The organism is Fodinibius sp. SL11 (assembly GCF_052060035.1).
Classification (GTDB): Bacteria; Bacteroidota; Rhodothermia; order Balneolales; family Balneolaceae; genus Fodinibius.
Genome location: NZ_JBPOEA010000022.1, coordinates 1 through 23,925 on the forward strand (window position 1 = coordinate 1; position 23,925 = coordinate 23,925).

13 protein-coding genes are annotated in these 23,925 nt (G+C 42.0%); 2 read left to right on the forward strand and 11 right to left on the reverse strand.

Going from position 1 to position 23,925, the window contains the following annotated elements:
• Window positions 1-172: 172 nt before the first annotated feature.
• From ACQ76V_RS15145 to ACQ76V_RS15180, 8 genes are all read right to left on the reverse strand, one after another.
• Window positions 173-1,168, reverse strand: coding sequence for an NAD(P)H-dependent amine dehydrogenase family protein (locus ACQ76V_RS15145; RefSeq protein WP_441001358.1), 996 nt, complete (start codon window positions 1,166-1,168; stop codon window positions 173-175).
• 62 nt (window positions 1,169-1,230) lie between these two features.
• Window positions 1,231-2,850: an N-acyl-D-amino-acid deacylase family protein gene (locus ACQ76V_RS15150; RefSeq protein ID WP_441001359.1), complete on the reverse strand. Its 1,620-nt coding sequence runs from the start codon at window positions 2,848-2,850 to the stop codon at window positions 1,231-1,233.
• 21 nt (window positions 2,851-2,871) lie between these two features.
• Window positions 2,872-5,541, reverse strand: coding sequence for a M14 family metallopeptidase (locus ACQ76V_RS15155; protein WP_441001360.1), 2,670 nt, complete (start codon window positions 5,539-5,541; stop codon window positions 2,872-2,874).
• Window positions 5,542-5,641: 100 nt separating this feature from the next.
• A complete protein-coding gene (locus ACQ76V_RS15160) occupies window positions 5,642-6,949 on the reverse strand; it encodes a M20/M25/M40 family metallo-hydrolase (protein ID WP_441001361.1) in 1,308 nt (435 codons plus the stop codon).
• 71 nt (window positions 6,950-7,020) lie between these two features.
• The gene (ggt, locus tag ACQ76V_RS15165) at window positions 7,021-8,859 is read right to left on the reverse strand and encodes a gamma-glutamyltransferase (protein ID WP_441001362.1); all 1,839 of its coding nucleotides are present in this window, start codon (window positions 8,857-8,859) and stop codon (window positions 7,021-7,023) included.
• A gap of 118 nt (window positions 8,860-8,977) precedes the next feature.
• The gene (locus tag ACQ76V_RS15170) at window positions 8,978-12,118 is read right to left on the reverse strand and encodes a VPS10 domain-containing protein (RefSeq protein WP_441001363.1); all 3,141 of its coding nucleotides are present in this window, start codon (window positions 12,116-12,118) and stop codon (window positions 8,978-8,980) included.
• Between the two features lie 127 nt (window positions 12,119-12,245).
• The gene (locus ACQ76V_RS15175; RefSeq protein WP_441001364.1) at window positions 12,246-13,547 is read right to left on the reverse strand and encodes a RagB/SusD family nutrient uptake outer membrane protein; all 1,302 of its coding nucleotides are present in this window, start codon (window positions 13,545-13,547) and stop codon (window positions 12,246-12,248) included.
• Between the two features lie 59 nt (window positions 13,548-13,606).
• Entirely contained in the window at window positions 13,607-16,456 is a 2,850-nt protein-coding gene (locus tag ACQ76V_RS15180) for a TonB-dependent receptor domain-containing protein (protein ID WP_441001365.1), read from the reverse strand.
• Between the two features lie 404 nt (window positions 16,457-16,860).
• Between ACQ76V_RS15180 and ACQ76V_RS15185 the strand changes: the two genes are divergently transcribed.
• Window positions 16,861-18,456 carry an ATP-binding protein gene (locus ACQ76V_RS15185; RefSeq protein ID WP_441001366.1) on the forward strand — a complete coding sequence of 532 codons (1,596 nt, stop codon included), beginning with the start codon at window positions 16,861-16,863 and terminating at the stop codon, window positions 18,454-18,456.
• Between the two features lie 18 nt (window positions 18,457-18,474).
• Entirely contained in the window at window positions 18,475-19,854 is a 1,380-nt protein-coding gene (locus ACQ76V_RS15190; protein WP_441001367.1) for a sigma-54-dependent transcriptional regulator, read from the forward strand.
• 69 nt (window positions 19,855-19,923) lie between these two features.
• Here ACQ76V_RS15190 and ACQ76V_RS15195 read toward each other — a convergent pair whose 3' ends face one another.
• From ACQ76V_RS15195 to ACQ76V_RS15205, 3 genes are all read right to left on the reverse strand, one after another.
• Complete coding sequence (locus tag ACQ76V_RS15195) at window positions 19,924-22,236, reverse strand: penicillin acylase family protein (protein WP_441001368.1); 2,313 nt, start codon at window positions 22,234-22,236, stop codon at window positions 19,924-19,926.
• A 494-nt stretch (window positions 22,237-22,730) separates the two neighbouring features.
• Window positions 22,731-23,147, reverse strand: a complete 417-nt coding sequence (locus ACQ76V_RS15200; protein WP_441001369.1) for a hypothetical protein — start codon at window positions 23,145-23,147, stop codon at window positions 22,731-22,733.
• A 40-nt stretch (window positions 23,148-23,187) separates the two neighbouring features.
• Window positions 23,188-23,859, reverse strand: a complete 672-nt coding sequence (locus ACQ76V_RS15205) for an alpha/beta hydrolase family protein (RefSeq protein ID WP_441001370.1) — start codon at window positions 23,857-23,859, stop codon at window positions 23,188-23,190.
• Between the last annotated feature and the right edge of the window lie 66 nt (window positions 23,860-23,925).

The following is a 23,925-nucleotide window of genomic DNA, read 5'->3' on the forward strand; positions in this document are numbered from 1 at the left end:
TTCGGCAGCTCACCCGCAAAAAGAACCCCCAATACGATCACAATAAGGGCTATGATGATATTTATACGATTTCCTTTTAATAGCTTGCTCAAACTAAATGATCCCATATAAATTATTTATATACTATTTAGTAAATAGTGCGGAACTGATGTTTTAAAAGTGAAAGGTCTGTTTAAACTTCCGAAAAGCAAGATGGCACGGGCACATCAAGCATGGTCTTCAGTCCGCTGTGAGCTTTTGTTACTGAAGCAATTGCATTTACCGTAATAGCACTGGTAGCAATATCTCCGTTTACACCGCCATTGATTGTAGAACTGAAGCTGGGAGTACCTTCAATTTCAACTTTATCAAATGATTTTTCTTCGCCTACGGCCGCACGGAAATGCAGGGTTACCTTTTCTTCTCCGTCTATAAATCCTCTACCAATCTGTTCAACACCGCTGGGATTATTTTTTCCAATATCAGTATAACCGGAACCGATGTGCTCTTTTGCATATACAGGTTGCAACGTTTCTTCGACATTGTCCAATTCCCAGTTCATCGCTTTTGCTATCATATATACCGATTCAGGTAACCCAACATGACGAAGTGAACCATTCTGTTCCTTTTCTTTGAACTGTCCATCGGTAAGCCCAGCTCCAATTTTTTTCTGAAATGGGATACGGCGAGATGATGCATCCTGCACACGGGATACCCTCACTTTTTCAACATTCTGACAAACAGAACTTAACACCGAAGGTAAGTAATCCATCAAAAAACCAGGATTAACGCCGGTTCCAAGGCATGTGACATTATTTTCTTTACAGGTCTCATTAATCCGTCCCGCGACCTCTGGCTGTGTTTCCCACGGATAAGAAAGCTCTTCACAAGTAGAAACAATATCCAACCCGGCCGCGCCCAACTCTTTAAGTTGACTTTCTATTCTTTCCAAACTTGATAGCGTTGTGACAACTGCAACATCAGGATTCTTTTCATTAAGTACGTCATCTAATGATTCCATGATAGGAACATTTAACGAGTCCAACCCGCAAAACTCCCCGAGGTCTTGGCCTATTTTTTGGGGATCAAGATCAACAGCTCCTACTATTTCAATACCTTTTCGCTCGCGTGCATATTTAACAACTTTCTGGCCCAGTGGACCAATACCTATGTGTACTACCTTTATCATTTATTTAAATAATTATTTGAGTTTAACAGTAAGTTTTAAAATCAATAACCAGATATTTGAGATTATTCTTTATCAGAATGATGCAGTACCCTTCCTGATCGTTCAGAAGATAAATTATCTCTATCCAATGCAATATTTCCGTTAACCAGTACATATTCTATCCCCTCTGAAAGTTGGTGTGGATCCTGAAACGTCGCATTGTCTTTCAACTTCTGGGGATCAAAAATCGCAATATCCGCCTTTGCTCCTTTACGAATTTGTCCCCGATCCCAGAGATCAAATACTTGGGCCGGAAGGGTCGTCATACTCCGTACCGCATGTGTCAGCTCAATAATCTTATCAGCAAGCACATACTTTCGTATTTTCCGTGGGAACGTGCCATAATTCCTGGGATGTGGTACGCCTTCGCCCATATGTACCAATCCTCCATCGGAACTCGTCATCGTCCACGGCTGGCGCATAAAGCGATGCACATCTTCTTCAGTCATGTTAAAAGATACAATACCCGGCCCTCCTTCTTTGATTAAATCAATAGCTGTACTTAGCGCATCTTCATCTCTATTGTCTGCTACATCTTTTAATGTTTTTCCTTCAATCGAAGAATCTGGATTATAATACCGAAACTGAATGCGATCGGGACCTCCTCTACGCTCCAGGTTTTCTTCCATGGCTGAACGAATCCGTTCAAGTTGCTCCTGATCCTCCAATCGAACCCGTAGCGAGTCATATCCGCCCTCTTCGGCCCATCGGGGCACCAGTGCAGAAATCAATCCCGTAGCCGATGCTTCGTAGGGATACTGATCAGCATAGACTTCTATGCCCTTTGAACGTGACTTCTCAATGTTCTCCACAATTGTCTCTGACATTTCCCAAACCGGCGGACCCAGCGCCTTAATATGTGTAACCACGCCCGGAAGGTTAGCCTCTTCTGCAACTTGAATAACTTCATCAACCGATGCCTCCAGTCCTATAGTATAATTTGATTCGTCTCGAATATGACTCGTATAAGCACCTCCGAATTCAGATGCCACTTTTGCAAGCTCGACCAACTCATCTGTTGAAGCATAACTGCCTGGTGAATAAAATGGTCCGCTCGACAATCCAAATGCGCCATTTAGCATACCATCACGGACCAACTGTCTCATTTTATCCAGCTCTTCAGAAGTTGGGGCCCGATCTTCCATACCCATCACTTTTTCCCGGATTGATCCATGCGGGGAAAGTTGAGCGACATTCACTCCAACCCCATCTTCCATCAATGCTTCTCGCTGGTTTTTCATATCAACAGCTCCACCCCCATCAGGATTTATAAACACTGTCGTAATCCCCTGTCGTAGCTGGGGTTCGGCACTACTCAAATCAGGATCCGTTAAACCCGAAGCAGCGTGGGTATGTACATCAATAAAGCCGGGCGTCACATACAATCCCTTAGCATCAATAGTATCGTTGGCACTCTTATCAATATGGCCAACTTTGACTATTTCATCATCATTAATGGCAATATCCGCATAGTACCACGGATTTCCAGTGCCGTCCATCACCTTACCATTGACAATAACTGTGTCATAGGTATTTGGTTTCTGTGAAAAGATCGTACATGCCGAAAAGGTTAGACCAATAAAACCAATTATTAACAAACGAGTCCTGTTGTACAACACAACTTTCTTAAAAGTATCTGCCATTATATTTTCACCTGTATAGTTTTAATCTTCTGATATAAGGTTCAAGGAACTGTCATTTTCAATTATTTCATCATTCATTGTGCTCATAAAAAGCGGATTGAATATCAGCTTATAGGTTCCGCGGGGCTGACCTCGGAACTGGGGCCGGAAACCATAGAGGATAATATTTCCCCCACCGTACTGCACGTTCATCACGGCCGCTTTGTCACTCAGATATTTCTTTTCGCCCAACGCCCATCCACTCATCAATAAGTCATCGCTGGCATACGTCACTGGTATATCAATAGGAGGAGCCGGTGCTTTTTTAATATCCTCTTTCCCACCTTCTCCCTCCCTTTCGATCTCTATAATCTCAAATGCTCGACTGCGAGAAAATGAGGCTGCAATTTCCCGCTGCATGCCGAACGCCAGCGGATAATCGGTAGATACTTTAGCCCTTATCAATGAACCGGGTATGAAGAATTCCGTATTCGAGAGTCCCGCAGTTACATTTTTAACAGGCAAGCCAAACTGGTTAATGACAAAATCACTGGCCGAATCAAACGCCAATAACGTACCGCCATCATTTACGAAATTCTTGAGGGCCAGCGCCCCCTCCAAACCCATTCCTCCGGTATACTCTTCCGGCATGGTACCTGGTTTGTGACCGTTCAATATTCGCGACGGACTTTGATCCGGGATCACAATAGAATGATATTTTGAGAGATCATTATGGACCAGGTCCTTGTCGTGGAGGGTATCAACTTCGAACGCATAACTCTCCAGAACCCAGCGTGTCCAACCTTCATCCATGTTGGACACCCATGATTTATAAAGCCCGATTTTGGGTCTTTCCACTTTATAAAGTTCTACTCCCGGTTCATCCGAAATGCCTTGAAAATCCAACCCGTGTTCCCGAGCTACTCCTTCTACAGCACTTTGGATATTACTTCCATTTTTAATGATTATAGAACCGGCCTCGTAGTTTCGCCCACCGCTGTTAAATTCTGCCTTCGTCCAATATACATTGTGCCCTTCGCCCAATAATTGGTTAGCTGCTTTAGCACTGGCATTGGGCTTATGAGAAAGGATATAACCGTAGTTGGCATCACCGGAAATATCACCGGCTTTAATTTCAATCTTTTCTCTAAGTTGTTTGCCGTCAAATTCAAACGCCTCATCAATTCGATCAACGTCTACTCCCATCTGCATAGGTAGTGTCCAGCCTGCCAAATCATAGGGAGGATCGGGCGGTCCGCCGGAATACTGGAGACGTGTGGGATAATTTTGCGGTTCCATCATATCCATTACAAAAGGCCGAAACGCCTGTCCAGCTTTTACAACAAACGAACCTGCCGGATACTGCTGATTACCTGCAGTAAAGGAGCTTTCTGTCTGAAAAATTTCCACTCCACCCTGTTTCAAAATATTCACCAGCTCAATAGCTTCTCCCCCATCCCACTGTAGTGGCGGAATAATGTAGGCAAAGGGATCTCCCTCATCTCCTTCTTCAATACCATCTCGTCCCATGCTATAAATATTATACAGAAATTGGCTTTTGCGTTCAGCAGCCATATCCAGCACCGCCATTGTGCCCGTCAACATATAATCTACAGCATCGCGGAAGTGTGACTCTCCACCTTCCCAAGGATCGGGATAGAAAATATCCGTTCCATCGGTCGGAATACCACTCCCAATTTTATCAGGCATGGAATCGGGCTCATAAAAACGCGGCGTTGGCGTAGCATGGGCCGTTTCTGTCAGAATACCAATCTGATTATGATAGTATGGTGTAGTACGTCCACCCCCATTCCAAAACATCGTGTAACTGTTGTCTGAAACTACACCCGACATATCTTTGAGAGCAAATCGCTGAGCCATTGCAGACCCTACTTGATTTACGCCCGTTGTTACGCCAGGATGGATATTGGGATTGACCGGATCTGAAAACGGAGGTAAAAAGATACGTGCCCAAGAAGGAGCGGTCTGATGATGATTATAGACAATTTGCGGATACCACTCATTATAAAGAATTTCATTGACATGATAGGTTTCGGGCATATTATTCATAAACCAATCCCGGTTATTATCATGGCCTACATAATGATGATACAACCACGGCGGACTTGTCGTCTCAAACGGCGTATTCAGATTTTTACGATACCAATTTGTTACAATATCTAATCCATCGGGATTCATCACCGGCATTAATAGCGTAATGACGTTATCCCGAATCTTCTTCATTTCGTCACTTTCTTCTGTTGCAATCCTGTAGGCCAATTCTGACGTCATTTGCCCATGAGCCAGCTCTGTAGAATGCATTCCCCCATCGATCCAAACAATTGCTTTCCCGTCTTTGGAAAGCTGTTTCGCTTCTTCGTTCCTTATCCGGGCACGGGATAATTTCTCACTTATGGAGCGGTATTTGTCCAACTGTCCGATATTTTCTTCACTGGAAATGAACAGCAGAATCATTGGTCGTCCTAAAACTGACTCTCCGATAGTAATTTTTTCAATTCGGTCACTGGCTTGATCCAACTGTTCGTAATAATCCAACATTTGATCATAATCAGCCAACTTATAGTCAGCCCCAATTTCGAATCCATAGATGTCCGAAGGGGCAGGCACCTGACCGTGAGCCGTCACACCAACCATTGCCAGTATTAAAAAGAGAAATGCCGTTTTGTAAATTTTGATTTTGTATTTATACATCGGTATATGCTTTTAATTAAAATTCCCGCCCGGCGATATGCCATCAGAACTCTGTTTGTATAGCCATGAAGCAAAATACATATATGGTTTATTTGTAAAATTATTTGTGGAGCCCCGCCTGACTCACCAAGAGCAGCAAAGTTCGCTGTATAGCTATATGGCCGTCTTTATTGAGCCACCATTCATCGAGCGAGTGACTATTGCCCCCGTCTCCTCCTCTTCCGATCGTCACTGCCGGAATATTTTTGGATATTGGTGTATTTGAATCTGTTGAACTTCTGGCTAATGTCGGATCAGAATTAAAAAATCGAGTTGTTGACATCGCCCGTTGTACCAGTGGGATATTAGGATCAATTTCGCCGGAAGGGCGATCGCCAATCATCTCAACATCTACTGTTAATTCAGGTCCCCGGCGGCGCATATCATTTTCCTCATCTAATGCCTTCGAAACAGCCTGCTGAAAAATTTTATCAATCTGTTCAAGTCTCTCATTACTAACCGACCGCATATCCACCTCCATCCAGGCTTCAAAAGGAATAGAGTTTACCGACGTGCCTCCATCTATTCGTCCTACATTATAACTGGTTCTGGCCCCCTTCTGAGTAAATTCATCTGCTTTCTGGCTGAAAATATACATTGCTTTACCCAAAGCGTGTGCAGGATTAACCAATCCAAAGCTACCCCATGAGTGGCCTCCCGGTCCTTCGTATGTTACACGGTAACGGTGAGAACCAAGTCCTTTATTTACAATACGTCCCACATCACCGCCATCAATGGCAATCCAGGAATCAATACCCGGGCCCTTATCGCTAAACAAATGCTTTACACCCCGCAAATCTCCGAGTCCTTCTTCACCAACAGTGCCAATAAAAAGCAAATCCTCTTTTGTTTGAATATTCTCCTCTTCCAGTGCCCGTAAAACGGTAAGCACAACCATTAGTCCCCGAGTATCATCTCCAACTCCCGGAGCAAACAAGGTATCGCCCTTTGTTTTTACAGTTACATCTGTTCCTTCAGGAAATACCGTATCCAAATGAGCACCAAGAGCAACAGTCTCATTCCCTTCCGTACCCTTTCGAAGGGCTATGACATTTCCTTCTTCATCCATCCACACAGAGTCAGCACCGGCTTTTCGGAGCATTTCTAAATATTTGTGTGCTCTATCATCCTCCTTAAAAGGTGGAGCGGGAATCTCTGTCAACATTATAAGATCTTCTGTTGTCTTCGGATCATTTTCCTCTATAAAGTCGAAAGCATTTTGAATAGAGGGATACTCCGCCAATTCCCTAATCTCTTCACTATATTTTTTCTTGATGAGTTCATCACCATCCTGAGCAGATACCGATAATGAAAATCCTAGTAAGAGTAAAAGAACTGCTGTTAAAACGACTTCTGTACTTTTAAACATGATTTAATTAATCAATTCTGTGTTAAAAAAGCCACTTCATTAATAGAAGCTATATTAAAGCAATATTTACGTTAAAAACCGCGCGGCTCTCCATCGTGCCGTGGATCCGAAACCCCGATAAGCTGTCCATTTTCTTTTGAAATTAGATACATGCGAGCATATCCTTGTGATAAAGCCTCGATATAATAATCCATATCACGCACTTTTTTAAGCACATCAGGCTCAAATCCTCTTTCAACTTCTACTTCTGGACCCTCATAATCCGGAAAAATTCTTGGCATAAGTACAGCATCTAAAGGATCAAGTCCATATTCAATGATGTACAGCGTATTTTGCAAAATAGCAGTTGGAATTCTACCACCACCCGGCGCTCCTATTACCAATCGTACCTCATTATTCTTATCGAGTATTATGGTAGGGGAAATGGTTGAAGCACGAATTCTGTAAGGGTGGTTAGCTTGCCAATCTCTTTCATCTTCCAAGCTGGTAAAATCAAATCCGGAGTTATTCAAAATGAATCCATTCACCCATGCTCCTGAGCCGAATACATGGCTCAAAGTAGTTGATAATGATACTGCATTCCCTTGTGAGTCAACGACCGAAATGTGTGTTGTTTCCCCTTCCCCACCGTCTTCCTGACCCGCTTTCACTTCCTTTCCAACCAGGCCAAGCTCTCGAGTTGTATTTTCACTCTGGACATTGTAGCTATCAGAGATAACGTGTCCACCAGCACCAATTACTTTTTTACTTTTTGATATTTTTTGAGTGGGTTTGCCATACTTTACCTCTGCCTGAGCTCTACCGGTTCCGACAAGCTTGCGTCGTTCTTTTATATATTCTTGTCCAATTAATTCTTCTACCGGAATATCTTTCCAATTAGGATCAGATACATATTCCCGTCGGTCAGCATTTGAAAGTCGCATTGTGGAGGTAAGAATATCAAAGGCTTCTGCAGATTCGGTGGGTAACCCAATTTGCTGAAGGTCAAAGCTTTCCAAAATATTCAGTGCCTGTATGATATAAAATCCCGTTTGCGGAAGAGGAGCGGAAAGTACCTGATAGCCTTTATAAGCCCCCCTCAGCGGTGTCTTACCCCACTGCGGCTCATACTTCTCAAAATCTTTGACGGTAACGGGATTTCCAGCTTCATTGAGTACTTCCACTATATCTTTAGCATTTTCTCCAGTATAAAAAGCTGAGGCTCCATTATCCGAAATGGCTTGAAGGGTAGTAGCCAAATCCGGTTGCTTTAATATTTCTCCAACATCAAGCGGCTCATCCCCGGGATAAAATATTTCCTGAGCCCCCTCGTAGCGAGTAAGCTTTTCTTCATTATCCCTGATAAATTGCGCCAGTGTCATATATACAGGAAATCCTTCAGTAGCATACTGGATTGCTGGCTTCATAACCTCTTCGCGACTCATTGTACCATGACGCTCCAGTGCCTGCAAAAGTCCGTCAACCGTTCCTGGAACCCCAGTTGATAACAAGTTGAATTCATCTTCCCCATATTTATCGTGATCTACTTTTCTGTAGGTTTCAGCTCTTTTTGCCGTATAAAAATCTACGTAGTCCGCTTTTTCATTTTTTTGATTCCAGAAAAGCATACTACCGCCTCCACCAATCCCTGACATGTTAGGCTCCACTACATTAAGAGCAAAAGCGGTGGCAACAGCCGCATCGACGGCATTCCCCCCCTGCTCTAACATTTTTACTCCAGCTTCGCTGGCAAGTGGATGAGCCGAACTCACCATGGCTTCATCAGCTACTAATCTTTTATTTCCATCAGATTTGTGAGTTGAACGACTGTTATCCTGAGGCTCGCATCCAACAAATAGAACGAAAAAGAACAGTAAGACAAATCCGAAAATCCTATTCTGAGGGATAACTATATGTGTGCTGTATGACATATTTTTTATTCCAAAATGTTCAAATGATGTAATTCTTTCTCAATCAAAATTAGGATACCAGACCTAAATCCCGATTTCGTATTATTAACCGTATTAATCACCCGATAAAATAGGTATCCTATTCATTCTCATATTTTTCGATAACCTGATTTGCTAAAGGAATCTCTTCCCTCAGTTTACTCACATACTCCTCCAGTTTGGTAGCAAGATGCTGCTTGCGTTGGCGGTGAGTATTGGTCGGCGGATGCAGGGACCGCTGACTAACACCACTCTGAATAAATTCGCCGGCCAAATCATAGATATCATCTCTCAACCCATCATAGCGTGATTCGGCACCCAATTTATCGGCCAGTGAATCGACTGATGCAACCCGATCCTTTAAATCCTGTGGTACAGCACCTTCACTTTCCAGCGTATCGCGAAGAGTATGAAGCCTCTTTTGAATCTCGGCAGCCTCTTCTGCGGCATCCCAAATTTCTCTCTGCATATCGGCTACTTCTAAGAGAAAATCCTCCCGCGCATGCCATTCTTTATCATCAATCGGCATTTCAGGATCACCTTCAACAGTTACTGTTTTCGTTCGTGTAATATCCTCGACTTTCAAGGTCACCGTGTATATGCCCGGCGACACAAAAGGTCCTTTGGTATCTGTTGAACGGGGAAGCTCAGGTAAGATGTCTTCGGACATTATCAAACCTTCTTCCTCTTCTTCATCCTCCTCTTCAACAGGGGGTGGTTCATGTCTCAAGTCCCAGTTTAGTCTTTGAATGGTACCACCTTCTCCAGCCCTCTTAAGTGTTCGGACGAGCTTACCAGAACTATTTCTAACTTCTACATCAACGGAATCCGTGTCTTCATTAAGATAGTAATTGATAATCGCACCCTGCGGCGGATTCTCTCCAAAGAATGATTCCTGCCCACGATAAGAAGTTGACTTCCAATACTGCATTATTTGCGCCGGCTGTATGGAAAACAAATGCGCTTCTTCATTCTTCAAATCATCTGTCCACTCTACCAGCGGAGTCAGATCATCGAGTATCCAAATACTTCGGCCATGGGTACCCACGACCAGATCATCTTCCCGGGGATGAATTTCCAAATCATCATAAAGTGTGGTAGGCAAATTTGCTCCAATTTGGTGCCATTGATTGCCCCCATTATTTGAGATGTATAAGTGGTGTTCGGTGCCCAAGAAAAGCAACTCGGGATTATCAGGATGTTCTTTTATCACATTTACCGAACCTTCACCAGGCAACCCTTCAGTGATCTCTTCCCAAGATTTTCCGAAATCTGAACTTTTATAGACATAGGGAGCAAAATCACCATCTCGGTGAGCATCGAGTGTCGCGTAAATCGTGCCTTCATCAGTTGCGGATGCTTCTACTCTACTCACATAAGTTCCATAACGGACTCCTTTCATATTTTGAGCAACTTCCGACCAGTTATCTCCCCCATCTCTGGATACTTGGATATTGCCATCGTCAGTACCCACCCAGATAATATCTGGACTTAAGGGCGACTCAGAAATAGTAACAATTTCAGCATATGAAGACGTCCCGTCATGCTTCGAAAGCATCTCTTCCGTTCCATCTACTCCCATAAGCGATAGAGAATCACGATGTATACCTCTTGTAAGATCTTTCGTGCGATTCCATGAAACCCCTTTGTCATGAGAAATAAAAAGGCGATTCCCTCCAAAATACACTGTGCTCGGATTATGATTAGAAAGTTCTATAGGGGTTACCCAATCAAAACGATATTCCTCATCTTCATCTTTGGGATAGGGGCGTATATCCAGCAGATCACCTGTCTTGGGATCTAAACGGGTCATTCCTCCATTTTGGGAATTGCTATATACATAACGGTAGTTTGTCGGATCCGGGCGATGATACATTCCATCACCAAATCCTACTTGGGACCAATCATCATCAATAATGCCCATATACCGGCGATTGGCATTGGGCCCTAACCATGAGTGGTTGTCTTGCATACCTCCATAAATATAGTAGGGATCACGCATATCCAACCCGATGGCATAAAACTGACCAATCGGAATATTATTAATTCGATTGTAGGTTTCCCCCCGATCCCAGCTTTCATGCAGTCCAGCATCACCCGCCAGATAAAAATGCTTGGGGTTATTGGGATTAATCCACAGGGTGTGGTGGTCACTGTGAACTCCAACATCATAGGTAGGACGAGTCGGCATTTGGCGAAATGTTTCACCACCGTCATCACTCATATAAAACTCTGTAGCTAAAATATAAACTCTTTCTTCATCAACCGGATCTGCGACAATATGGCTGTAATACATAGGCCGCGGATTCAACTTGTTAACACGCTCCCATGTTTCCCCTGCATCCCTAGTGCGATATGTTCCAGATGAATCTGCATGTTCTATCGTCGCATACAGTGTATTCCTGTTAGCCTCTGCAATTGTCAGGCCAATACGTCCCTTATCACCCGAGGGTATCCCTTTCGTCAATTCATTCCAGCTGTCTCCACCATCGGTTGTTTTATAGATACCACTGCCGGGACCTCCGCCATTAAAGCCCCATGTACGTCGCAAGCGTTGATAGGTCGCAGCATACAATGTATTAGGATCGCTTGGATCCATGACTAAATCTACAATCCCAGTGTACTCATCTATAAATAAAACCTTATCCCAGCTTTCACCACCATTAGTTGTTTTATATACGCCTCGTTCCGCCGTTCCTTTCCACAAATTACCAAGTGCCGCCACATAAGCCACATCTGGATTTTTGGGATGAACTTTAACACGACCGATATGCCGGGTCTCCTCTAACCCCATATGACTCCAGTTTTCTCCCGCATCTGTTGAACGATATATCCCATTTCCCCATGAGGTACTTTGGCGGTTATTTTGTTCCCCAGTACCGGCCCAAATTATGTCAGAATCAGAGGGTGCTATGTCTAAATCACCGAAAGTACTAACTGGTTTGTCATCAAAAATTGGCTCCCAAGTTGTGCCTTTATTAATCGTTTTCCAAATGCCACCTGATGCTGTTGCCACGTATATCGTGGATGGATCATCGCCCAGAGCTTCTACATCGTGTATTCTTCCCCCGGTAACAGCAGGGCCTACACTGCGGAATTCCATGTCCTTGTATAAAGATGGAATGGCTGGATTATCCTGTCCCAACACCGGCGAAACGCTTAACATTAGAATAGAGACTACACCTACTAAGCCGGTATAAACAGACATTAAAATACTACTGGAAAAATTTTTAAACATCATGGGAATACGTATTTAACTAAAATAAATGCCCTTAACCCATATAAAATGAGTTTAAATGAACAGTAAAAAATACAGCTGCGCTTAGAAACACGCAGCTGTATTTTAAGCAATCTGCCAACGACTTATATTAGTCGTCAATATATGGTATCTCACACTCTACATTCTCGTTAGCATCACATTCACTAGTGGAAATTGGAAGATAAGAAGCCCGACGTGTTACTCCTTTATAAACTACGCTTCCTCCATCAAGGAAATAATGATCCCAGCGTCTTAAATCATGTAATCGGCGCCCCTCCAACCATAAGGTTAGATGACGTTCCTGGTCGAGGATATCCCACGCATCGCTACGGTCATCTCCTCCCAGTTCTCCAATTTCTGATGCTGAAGTATCCTGTAATCCGTAATAATTACGCACCTCATTTATTTTAGCCATAGCTGTCGGTAAATCATCATCGAGAAGAGCAGCTTCTGCTTCAATTAATCGCATTTCAGTACCTCTTACAACAGCCATGTCTGAGCCAAGATCGGGCAATTTTTCTTGGCGAAGCATTGTCGTTGTTCCATCTGCTGCAACTTCTGCACTACAATCTTCCGGAGTAGCAGAACAGTCGGTAATAGGTACTCGTGGATCATCAGGATTACGAGAAGCAGCCAGAGTATTAAAAGCTGAAGCCTCATAGCGACTGTGGGTCTCATCTCGATATTCATTAGATTCCCGCCCAGAATTGTTTGAATATTTCGCCTCATAAACAAAATCTGTAGGCACCTCACCTGCATTCTGCACAGCTTCTGACCAATTTCCCAGTCCGACATGAACCTGGGCCAAGCCGCCATATGCAGCTGTCTCAAAATCAGCTTCTCCAGCAGCCTGTGACTGTTGTAAGGCATTCTCAAAATGCCCAACAGCTCTCTGGAAGGTATTACTTGATGGTTGGGCTTCTCCTCCATTAATAACATCACGGTTAAAGTTTTCGGCAATCATTCGGTTAGAAAAACCTGCAAACAGGTAGGCTCTGGCCGTCAACGGGTTACCATCAAAATCATCACCAAGCACTTCTTGCATTCGTTCCAAACCGTTCTCTGCGACAAATCGTGCCTGCTGAACGCCCTCCCAATAAAAGCCTGAATCTTCAGGATCAATCCTTCCGTGGCGTAATTCACCAGTCAAGTAATAACTTCCACTGGCAGCAAGCTCATCAGAGAGACGAGCCCCAGTAAATCCTATATCATCATAAATATAAGAGAAGTCAGCTGACATTCCTGTTACCAAGGTTTCCATCCCCTCAACTGTATTCAGATCCTTTTCCTGGATCCTTCCGGGATTTGTTACCCCAAAATCGCATCCTGATACTAAGAGAGAGGTAACAGCAAATAATATAAGTACAACACCTATGTTATAATTTTCCGTAAACCTAATGAGTAATTTCATAATACTGGTATTCTTCAATGTTATTTTTTTAAAAAATTGTGGACTCATAATTCAGCCAATTAAAATCCTACATTTAGCTTCATGATGAAGGTTCTCATTGGAGGAATGTTATAGTATTCCTGACGGTAATCCACGAAGTCGCGAGCCCCATCTTCAAAGGCTTCCGGATCCAAACCAGGATAATCAGTAATCGTCCACAAATTCTTACCCTGAATTTTAATGTTCGCATTTCTTACGCCACCAGGTAACCAACTGCTTGGCAGCTTATAGGAAACAGAAGCGGAACGAATCTTGAAAAAGTCTGCTGCCTTCGTCCACATACCGTATGTAGTTTCGTTGGGATCACATAAGGCAAGTTCTCCGGCAGTCAAACTTGAAGTATTCCCCTCATCTATCTGAGATTGAATATCCGTACATGTAGGCCAAGCTCCTCTTCGAACATTCTGATACGCTGTTCCCGAAGATAATACATGGCCTCCCTGCCCTTCTCCCAGTACATCTATCGTAAATCTGTCTTTGATCGAGATGCTGGTATTAATGCCATAAGTGTGGGTAGGATATGAAGGTCCAATATATTGATCTTCAAATTCAGGGTCCTCACCGACAGCATTCGGATTTGTTACTCGATCGTGGAAATAACTGGGTACAGAATATCCCGTACGCAGTTCTTGTCGCCAACTAACATAAATTCTATCAACATCACCAAGATCTAAAGCTTCACTATGGTTTGTTGAATATTGTCCGCCAACCGACCATTGAACGGGTCCATCCTGAATAATACTGACATCCAATTTAGTTTCAATCCCTTTATTCTCAAGTTTACCCACATTTTCAAGCTGTGTGTTGACAAAGCCGGTTGAAGGTGCAGGTTGCACCGGCACAAGGGCATCTGTGGTAAGCTGGCGGTAATAAGTAAATTCAGCAAAAACGCGATCATCCATGAATGAACTTTCAAAACCAACCTCGAATTCCCCCGTTCGCTCAGGACCAAGATCCGGATTACCCAAATTTTGAGGTGTTACAGCTGGCTGTCCCTCATCACCTGAAACGGAGCTCCAGGTACGAAGTGCAGCAAAGGCATTAGGAGCTCTTCCTGATTCACCATAAGCAGCTCGGAGCTTCAATGTATTCCAAAAATCAGGCCAGAAATCATAATCCGAAGGGATAAATGACCCGGATATTTTTGGATAAACAGCCAGTCCAAAATCATCACCGAACGTACTGTGCCCGTCAACACGCACACCTCCCGTTATAAAAAGTCGATCATTATATCCAACCTTCTGTTGGGCAAAAAATCCGCCACTAACTGTGCTAATACGATTTTCAAAAGCCTCAGTCCTGGCTCCAGAGTCAACCAATTTGTCACCAGGCCCTCCAAACTCTTCACCAAATCCGTTAAGGGCGATGACACTTTCATCATACATCTGTGCTCCCCAAGAAGTACTCGAGGTAAATTTATCACTGATATCAAAGTCATAAGAACCCGTATAATCAATCGTGCGATTGGTCATTTTATAATAATCAGCCTCACGATCGCCTTTGGGATCATAGAAAAACCCAAATGGGCGTTCTTCAGTATAATCCTGTTCGCTGTAATCAATACCCACTGTTACCTTGTGCAGCATATTTTCCATAGGAGTCCAGTTAACAGTTACGCCCGAGGTAAAGTGATTAGAACGGGTAATTAACTCCATATTAAACACCTTACTATTATCATTATTTGGGGTATAACCCGCATCTCCCCGTAGGACATTCAGAAAGAAACCTTCGGCATTATTTCCATCCGGAGTCCATTGTGTCTTTTTATACGTATAGCTGGTGTTAAACTTAAAATTCAGATTATTTGTTGGACGGAAACCAAAATTAGCACGCATACCATAATTATCACTTCCCTGGGGACCAAAAACACCATCTTCTGAATTTAGTTTACCAGAAATGAAATAACTTAAATCTTGTCCACCACCACGTACAGACATATTATATCGCTGAATATGACCATTCTTATGATAGGAACCACTATCGGGACAACCGGGATCAATACCTTCACAATCCCATAATCCTAACCCAGTCGGATCACTATCAGGACCTAATTTGGGCATGTTATTAAATCCTTGCGTAACGGACACATTCCAACGGGCATCTCCTTCTGCACCCTGCTTGGTAAAAATCTGTATCACACCACCGGAAGCTTCCGTCCCGTAAATTGTTGTAGCTGCAGCGCCTTTGATAACTTCCACTCTGGCTATGTCATTCGGATTGAGATCATCGAATGGCGCTGCTGCCTGATTTACCTCAGGATCACTCCGAAATGCGCCACTGGCAACACGGACTCCGTCTATATATATAAGGGGTTGATTTCCCTGGGAAAAAGAATTTCCGCCGCGGAGCCGAATAGTGCTCGCTGCACCAACCTGACCTGAATTGTCCATAATTGTAGCACCAGCTGTGCGGCCTTGAAGTACATCACCGAAATCGGATACCGTAGCAGATTCAATTTGTTCACTACTTACCTGTTCGAGACTGTTTCCTACCTCCTTACGGCGCGTTTGTCCACCAGTACCAGTTACCACAACCTCATCCATTTCCAGGGAGGTTGCTCCAAGCTGTAGATTGACTGTCACGGTTTCTCCAGAAACAACATCAACATTTTTTCTGACAACTTTATAACCAATAAACCGGGCCTCAATAATTTGCCTACCCTGCGGAACACTCCGAATAATATATTCCCCATCTGCATTCGTAGATGCACCTATATTGGTTCCTTGTACAATGACATTAACTCCTGGCATCGGCTCCCCCGATCCCTTTTCTGTTACCGTTCCTTCTACGGTTCCCTGCCCCAAAGCAGTTATGGCACTAAAGAATACCATAAACATGCCAAGGATTATCATATTTAACGCTTTATTCATAACCATCCACCTTTATTACTATTTGTTGTTTAGAAAGCAATTATCCTTATGAACTATTTTAGTTGTATCCCATGGAGAATAAAACTCCCAAAATTTTTTATAATCAATTTATTGACTATAAACGCTATCTTAGACAGTTTTATATTTAAAGAAATATTTTTCCTACCCAAGACCGCATTTAATAGGTGACAATAACTATGCCATGCTTATTATGAGCATAAACTTTATTAAAAAGCCTTAATACTTACAGATCTATGTGCTGTTTTATTACAACAGTGTGCTGTTATAACACACGAGATAGTAATAATTATTAACCCAAGATTTCATATACAAACATTATCAGGAATGGCATTATTTCTGCAGCTAACACAATCACATTACACTTAGCTTGAGTCCATTTAGTTATGAAATTTCCCACTAATCAAAAGCTCTTATTAATATCAGCTTTTGTAATTCTTTTTGTCACTATTATATCATTTTACCTCTACCAGGGAGTTTTAAAATCTGCAGATGAGATTATTAAAGACAATAAAAACATTACCCAAACAGCTGTTAAAAAACTTATATTAGGAAGTGAACAAGACTTAACCCCAATCTGGAATGAATACTTGGAGGGGAAGGTAAGAATCACAAAACAAGAGGAACGATTAGCGGACTCTCTATTATCGATAGATGTCAAAGAGATCTTAACAAATTTTCATCGACTGGAAGGAGGCTTTTATTTTTATCGGTTGGATGAATTTATTGGATACAGCTTTCCCACTATTGCCGAACCAAAACCAGCATTTGGCCCGCCTCCCAGATCGTATAATATCATAAGGAAACAAGCCCGATCAACAATACAAACTGATTCGTTAATTACAGAACTTCATCAGTTTGATCCGGCAATCTTTCCACTTTCTACAAAACCTATTTATGTAAATGGAGAAATTGTAGGTGCTGCCTGGGCCAGAATCCATATTGAGCGCAAGCTCTCAACCTCACAAAATATCCAAAGTGGAACTTTCTTTCTCACGTTGGGAGCTATTTTATTAGGAATATTTATTACAATTATCCTTGTATGGACAATTAAAAAGCGTATGGCAGAAATAAAAGAAGGGCTTCAAAAAATGAAACACGACTCCTCTCATCGTTTAAAAGAATATCGTGGTGTACTTGGCGTGATAAGTAAGGCCATTAACGAGATGACTGATGCCCGCCAAAAAGAACAGAGAAAACGAAAAAAGTTAGAAAAAGAGCTATACCAAAAAGATAAAATGGCAACACTTGGTAAGTTAATCGCCGGTACAGCTCATGAAATAAATACGCCTATTTCTATTATTAAAACACGTATCCAAATTTGGGAAAGAAAATTACGAAAATCTGACTTGGAGAAGGATAAAGTTTCTCTTGTATCTGATAAATCCTTAAAAATTGTTCACAAAGAAATTAACAGAGTTTCAAAATTAATTAAACGGTTACTTCTTTTTTCCAAACCTATTGGAAAAGAAAAAAAACCTGTTGATATTCATGCCATTCTAAAAGAAAAAATGGACTGGCTAATTGAAGCTTTTCCCGGTTACACCATTACTTATGAAACTGATTTTGACTCAAACTTGCCTCCTGTTCATGCAGATCCAGATTCAATTGATCAAGTTATTTCCAACATATTTAAAAATTCGGTGCAAGCATCTACAGAAAATTGTAATATGGTAATTAAAACGGTGTTTTTAGAAGACAGCAATCTTGCGAAAATTACTATAAGGGACTTTGGCACCGGAATGCCCGAAGAAATAAAACCAAAGATCTTTGACCCTTTCTTTACTACTAAAAACAACGGGTCAGGACTTGGGCTTTCAATTTGTAATGAAATTATTAAATCACACCATGGCAGTATCCACTTTGAAAAGCCACAAGAAAACGAGACAATTATTAAAACTTGGGATCAATCTACAGCCATTAACAATGTACAACCTTCTGTGGGAACCATATGCATCATTAAACTTCCTATTCATAAGTAGGATATAACTAGCTCATTTATGGACTCAAACCTCATTTTAGTTGCTGATGATGAACCTTCTATGCGGCTAAATATTGTAGAATTATTAGAAGACGAAGGTTACTCTGTGCTACAAGCCTCGAATGGAACAGAAGCCATCCAAATGACTCTGGACCATCAACCAATTGTGGTATTAATGGATATAAAAATGGCTGAACTATCTGGTATCCAAGCCCTTAAAACCATTAAAAAAAATACGGAGCGAATCCCAATTATTATGTTCACAGCTTACGGCTCCAGTGAAAAGCCAATTGAAGCAATGAAAGCTGGAGCGTTTGATTATCTAGAGAAACCTTTTGAAATAGATAAATTTTTATCTGTAGTTCAATCTGCTGTCGACCAACATAATAAACTAAACTCACTCAGTAATGAAAGTATACAAAAAATTGAATCAGATTGGCCTACCATAGAAGATCAGATTGTGGGAGTAAGTAAAAAAATGCGGGAAGTTCTTAAGCTGGTTGGAAAAATTGCCCCGAAAGATACAACAGTTTTAATTCAGGGTGAGAGTGGTACCGGCAAAGAAGTTATTGCTGATGCTATATACCGTCATTCTAACAGGTCTAATGGTCCATTTATTAAAGTGAACTGTGGTGCTCTACCTGACAATTTGCTCGAAAGTGAACTTTTTGGTCATGAGGAAGGAGCCTTTACCGGGGCATCTAAAAAACATTTAGGTCGTTTTGAGCTGGCGGATAATGGTACAATTTTTCTTGATGAAGTTAATGCTCTCACTTTACAAACTCAGGTTAAATTGCTTCGCATATTACAAAATTTCACTTTTGAACGTGTTGGTGGCGAGAAAACCCTAAAAACAAATGCAAGAGTTATTGCAGCTACAAACAAAAACCTCAAGCAAGAGGTTGAAAAAGGCAATTTCCGTGAAGATTTATATTATCGTTTAAATATTTTGAATGTCACATTGCCTCCCCTACGCGAAAGATTAGATGATATTGAACCTCTTGCTAAATACTTTATTAAAAAATATTCCGCAAAAAAGAATACTGTAATATCTTCTGAAGCTCTCAACTATCTGAAATCCTATCATTGGCCGGGAAATGTTAGAGAACTTGAAAATATTATTGAAAGAGCAACTGTAATGATGCAAGGAGATATTCTTGAAAAAAAAGACCTTTCAATATCATTAAAATCTGACTTTTCGGACATTTATAAAGTACATAGCGAAGAGGGGAATATCCCGATGCAGAAAATAATTAAATCTGTAGAAAAAGATCTGATTTTAAAAGGACTACATCGAACTAACTGGAACAAAACCAAGGCAGCCAAACTCTTGGGTATTAATCGAAGATTACTTTACTCAAAATTAGATCAGTACGATATTAAAGAAAATACTGATTGAATATTTGTTTGGAATTTTTCGTCTCACATAAAATTCTTTACACCTATAGTAAAATCCAGCGTTCTTTTTTCATCGTTTTTCTTCTTCTCCGGGGTGATACTCCCGCACAAACTGTTTCATAATATCCTCTTCAGTAAAAACAACCTGCTTCATCTTATTATTAGTGAACAACTTAAGTTGATCATTAAAATATGGTGAATCCTCTTTTACACTTTGTCCGTACGCCAACACAGAATAGGCTTTAGGTTTATCTCCAAATTCAACAGCCAAAACCCAGCCGTCACCTCCTCTTACTTCAAGCTTCTGATCATCATATTTATGATCAATAAACCACAGCACCCTAAAGCAGCCCAACAAACCTGTACAACCACCAACCGCCAAGTCTTTGTCTCCAAGGTGTGCACGATGCACATCTCCCCAAGCATAATCCCAATCTCCATATCGCTCTTTTGCCTTTTCTACAGCCCATTCAAATGCTTCGGCAGCCCGCTTAGGATCTGCAAGTCCGTATGGTGTTTCAGCCGGATGATCGGGCGACCATACCTCATCAAACAATCGCTCCGGAGTAGCAGAGAATCCGGCTGATTCGGGAGATGAATTGACACTCGTTGAGTCGGCAGTTTCCTGATATCGCCACCACCAAGTTTTAAAAAGTATCCCCCCTTTACTTTCCTTTCTCACGGTATTGTCCCAGTTTTCAATCTGTTCTATTGCCTCAACAATTTCATCCTCTGGATTGTGTTCGCGAACTGCCTTTATAAGATCCACTTTTACCCTGTGGGCAAGCAGCATATCCATACTGTGTTTGAGCTCCACAATATCTTCCAAAGAGAATTTTTTTTCGTTATTGATCAGCTGATCAGAATGCTGACTTCGCAAACGATACTGAGGATCTGGGAAATGATCGGGAAAGTCCTCCTCATCAAAAACTTCATTCAGATTAGTAAAATGAAACGGATCATTTTCGTTGTGCAAATATCCACCCTCCGGATTGTGAAGCTGGGGCAGATCATCCCAAGCGATAAGATCACTCCAAATTTGATCTCTACTCGATACCTCCACTGCCAATGTATCATTCCCCGATTTATGTGGCAGGTCAGGGGCGGCTGCATTCCAAACGTAAAAAATATTACCATCTGCATCTGCATATGTTAGGTTTGAGGCGGTCCGGGCCCGCATACGCATTGCTTCTTTCCATTCGGATAGATTTTGAGATTTCATCATATTCAAAAATTGTTCGCCCATACGAAACTCCCCGTCCCCCGCCGATTTAATCACATACACCTTTCCATTGCCCCGATGGATAACCGGTCCAAATGGCGTTGACAAAAATTCACGGGTCTCCAATCCTATGCTTTTCCCATTTTTAAATTCAATTGTTACTGATTCTTTTTGAATAGGTAGTGACGCCCCGTCTAACAAAAAATGATCCGGACGCTCAGGATCAGCTTCAAAGGCGTAGATCTCATCCAGATCGGGGTAGTTATTTGTGGTAGCCCAACCCAAGCGCTCATTAAAGCCACCGACAATACCAAGTGGACGCCCAATTCGGAAATCTCCATAAAAATTCAGTTTGCCGGGAACTGTTACCTGCGCCTCGTAATACCCGGCATCCCAAGATAAATGGGGATTACGGACCAGAATAGCCTTTCCAGATTTCGTGCGATCCGGAGCCAGTGCCCAAGCATTCGAACCCACATCGGGATGGGGTTCTTCGGCCCGTTCTGCAAGTCGAGCCCATAATGTGGATCCATCTAATCCTGTTGCATTATCTGATACCGTCTCTGCATTCTCTTCCTGCTCTTGACGTCTACCAAGCGCATCCAAAAAGTCCCGGATAGAAGAGCTACTGGGTCCGTTTATACCGCGTGCATGAACATCATAAACAGTAAAAAACGGTTGAACCCAATCCTCAAACTCTTCAGGATGCAATTCAATATAACGATTGATCCCAGCAACAAAACCTTTTGTTATTTTCCGAGTATCTTGCTCAAGATCATCCCAGGTTTCCACAGCTCGGACATAATCGCGCCTGTTGGCGGCATCGGAATCAATGGCATACTCAAGATCGCTTACTTTTTCTTCATTGTATCGGGTCCATTCCCCCCGAGCGCGGATCAGCCCTTCTACGACTTCTCTGCCATAATCTTCCATCTGCACATAACCCAACGCAAATCCGGCGGACTGAATATTTTCTGCATCTATATGTGGAACCCCATAGTCAGTTCGCCTGATAGTAACCTGTTCGGCAAGTTGTCTTACCTCTGGCTTCTGATACTCAGATTGAACTGAGGTTGTATTCTGGGTCGTTTGTTTTCCAGCAGCACAAGAGAGTAGTGCAAATGGAAGGCTTATCAATAATAAAACAACAATATTTCTCATGACCTGAAAATTTATTTCAAATAATTTTACATAAATAACTATTTAATAACCGTAACGTGAAACTCTTCAAAAATCCAAAAGAGCTAATTAGAATTTTTTTTTATAAAATAAAAATCTGTCTTTCGAAGGTTGGGGTGGCATATATAAAAAAGGGGCAGTGTAAAACTGAACTCTGTCCGGATTGTTTATTTATCAGGGTTACGGGTTAAGTCCAGTCGCAGCCAATCGCCAAATCGAATGGCCAGCTGACCAGCGTTTAAGGCCCAGCATGTTTATACAGGTCTTTATATGTTACTCGTCACGCACTTTATAGCTGACCGCAACCCAAACATGGTATGGGAGAGCTCAGTATCGTATATCTTGGAGATGTGGGTGCTGATGTCCCGAAGGTTTAAATGAAGCAAGAAAACGTATTCAAGAATGACAATTAAATAACATTAAGAAGGCATGTCTCCAATATCTGGTATATTTTCTGCAGGTAAGTACAGGATAAACTAAGCTGTTGGAGCGATCTTTTTTAGATGAATGGCATTCAATATTTGATTCAGAAGCCGACTTTGCTGCTCGGCAATAACTCTAACATCAGTTAGATCCCCATTCAGAAACATATACGCACAGGCCAAGTCCGATATCTTCCAATCTTTATACACAACAGATTCCGGTGAACATCGAAAAACCGAATAGCAATGATTTTCTGTGGGAACCTGCAATGTTTGAAACACATCAAATATGTGTTGCACCCTCTCCTCTATTGCTTCCAAATGGTCTTCATCAGGTGTATCGAGAAAATCGCTGGCGTAATAATGACATCTGCTTTCTTCAACACTTTGTAAAAATCGTTTTATCTGATCTGGAGTAATCTCGTCATCCGATACCGGCAAATTTAGTCCATCAATTGTCATAGTCGTCATATCCTACTGCTATCCCCTCTAAATTAATTCTTACTATTACTTAAATTGTCGGCTTGAAGAGTGTCTCTGACTCTTCCTTCCCTGATGCCAAATATTTTCGGTACCAAGACACTGCAATATGTGCTGCTTCGTTCAGTTTATCCGGCTCCTCAAATAGATGAGATGCTCCCGAAATAACGGCCAACTGCTTGGGACTGTTTAATTGCAATACCGCTTTCTTATTCATTCCAAGGGCTTCAAAGTCAAGCTCTCCCACAATCAACAGTGTTGGGGTGGAGATTGCTGAACGTTGCATTTTTTGCAATTCGATACGACCACCCAGGCAAACAACGGCTTTAATTACATTCCCCAACTCCGATGCTACTTGCAACGTTGGACCAGCTCCCGTTCCACTTCCACAAAAAGCTAAATCCAAGAGATTATACTCTGAATGGCTGTGCAGCCAATTAGTAGCAGCAAGCAAACCTTTGCTGAGGAATTCAAATCTTTGAGGACCCTCGGGAATATCCTCGTAAACCCCAAGGGTATCAAAAACAAGTGTGCCATATCCGGCCTGCTGAAAAGCCAAGGCCAGCCGATATTCATGGGGCATTAATGACGATCGCCCATAACCGTGCGAAAAAATGATCATACTTTTAGCTTTTACCGGCAAGGTAAGCGTACCATCTACTTCGTGGCCGTTAAAAGGTAATTTCATTGTGATTTCATACATAACCACTGCTCTACATTTCATTCACATTTATATTGCAAATCTAAATAACCGCGTATTTTTTTCTGT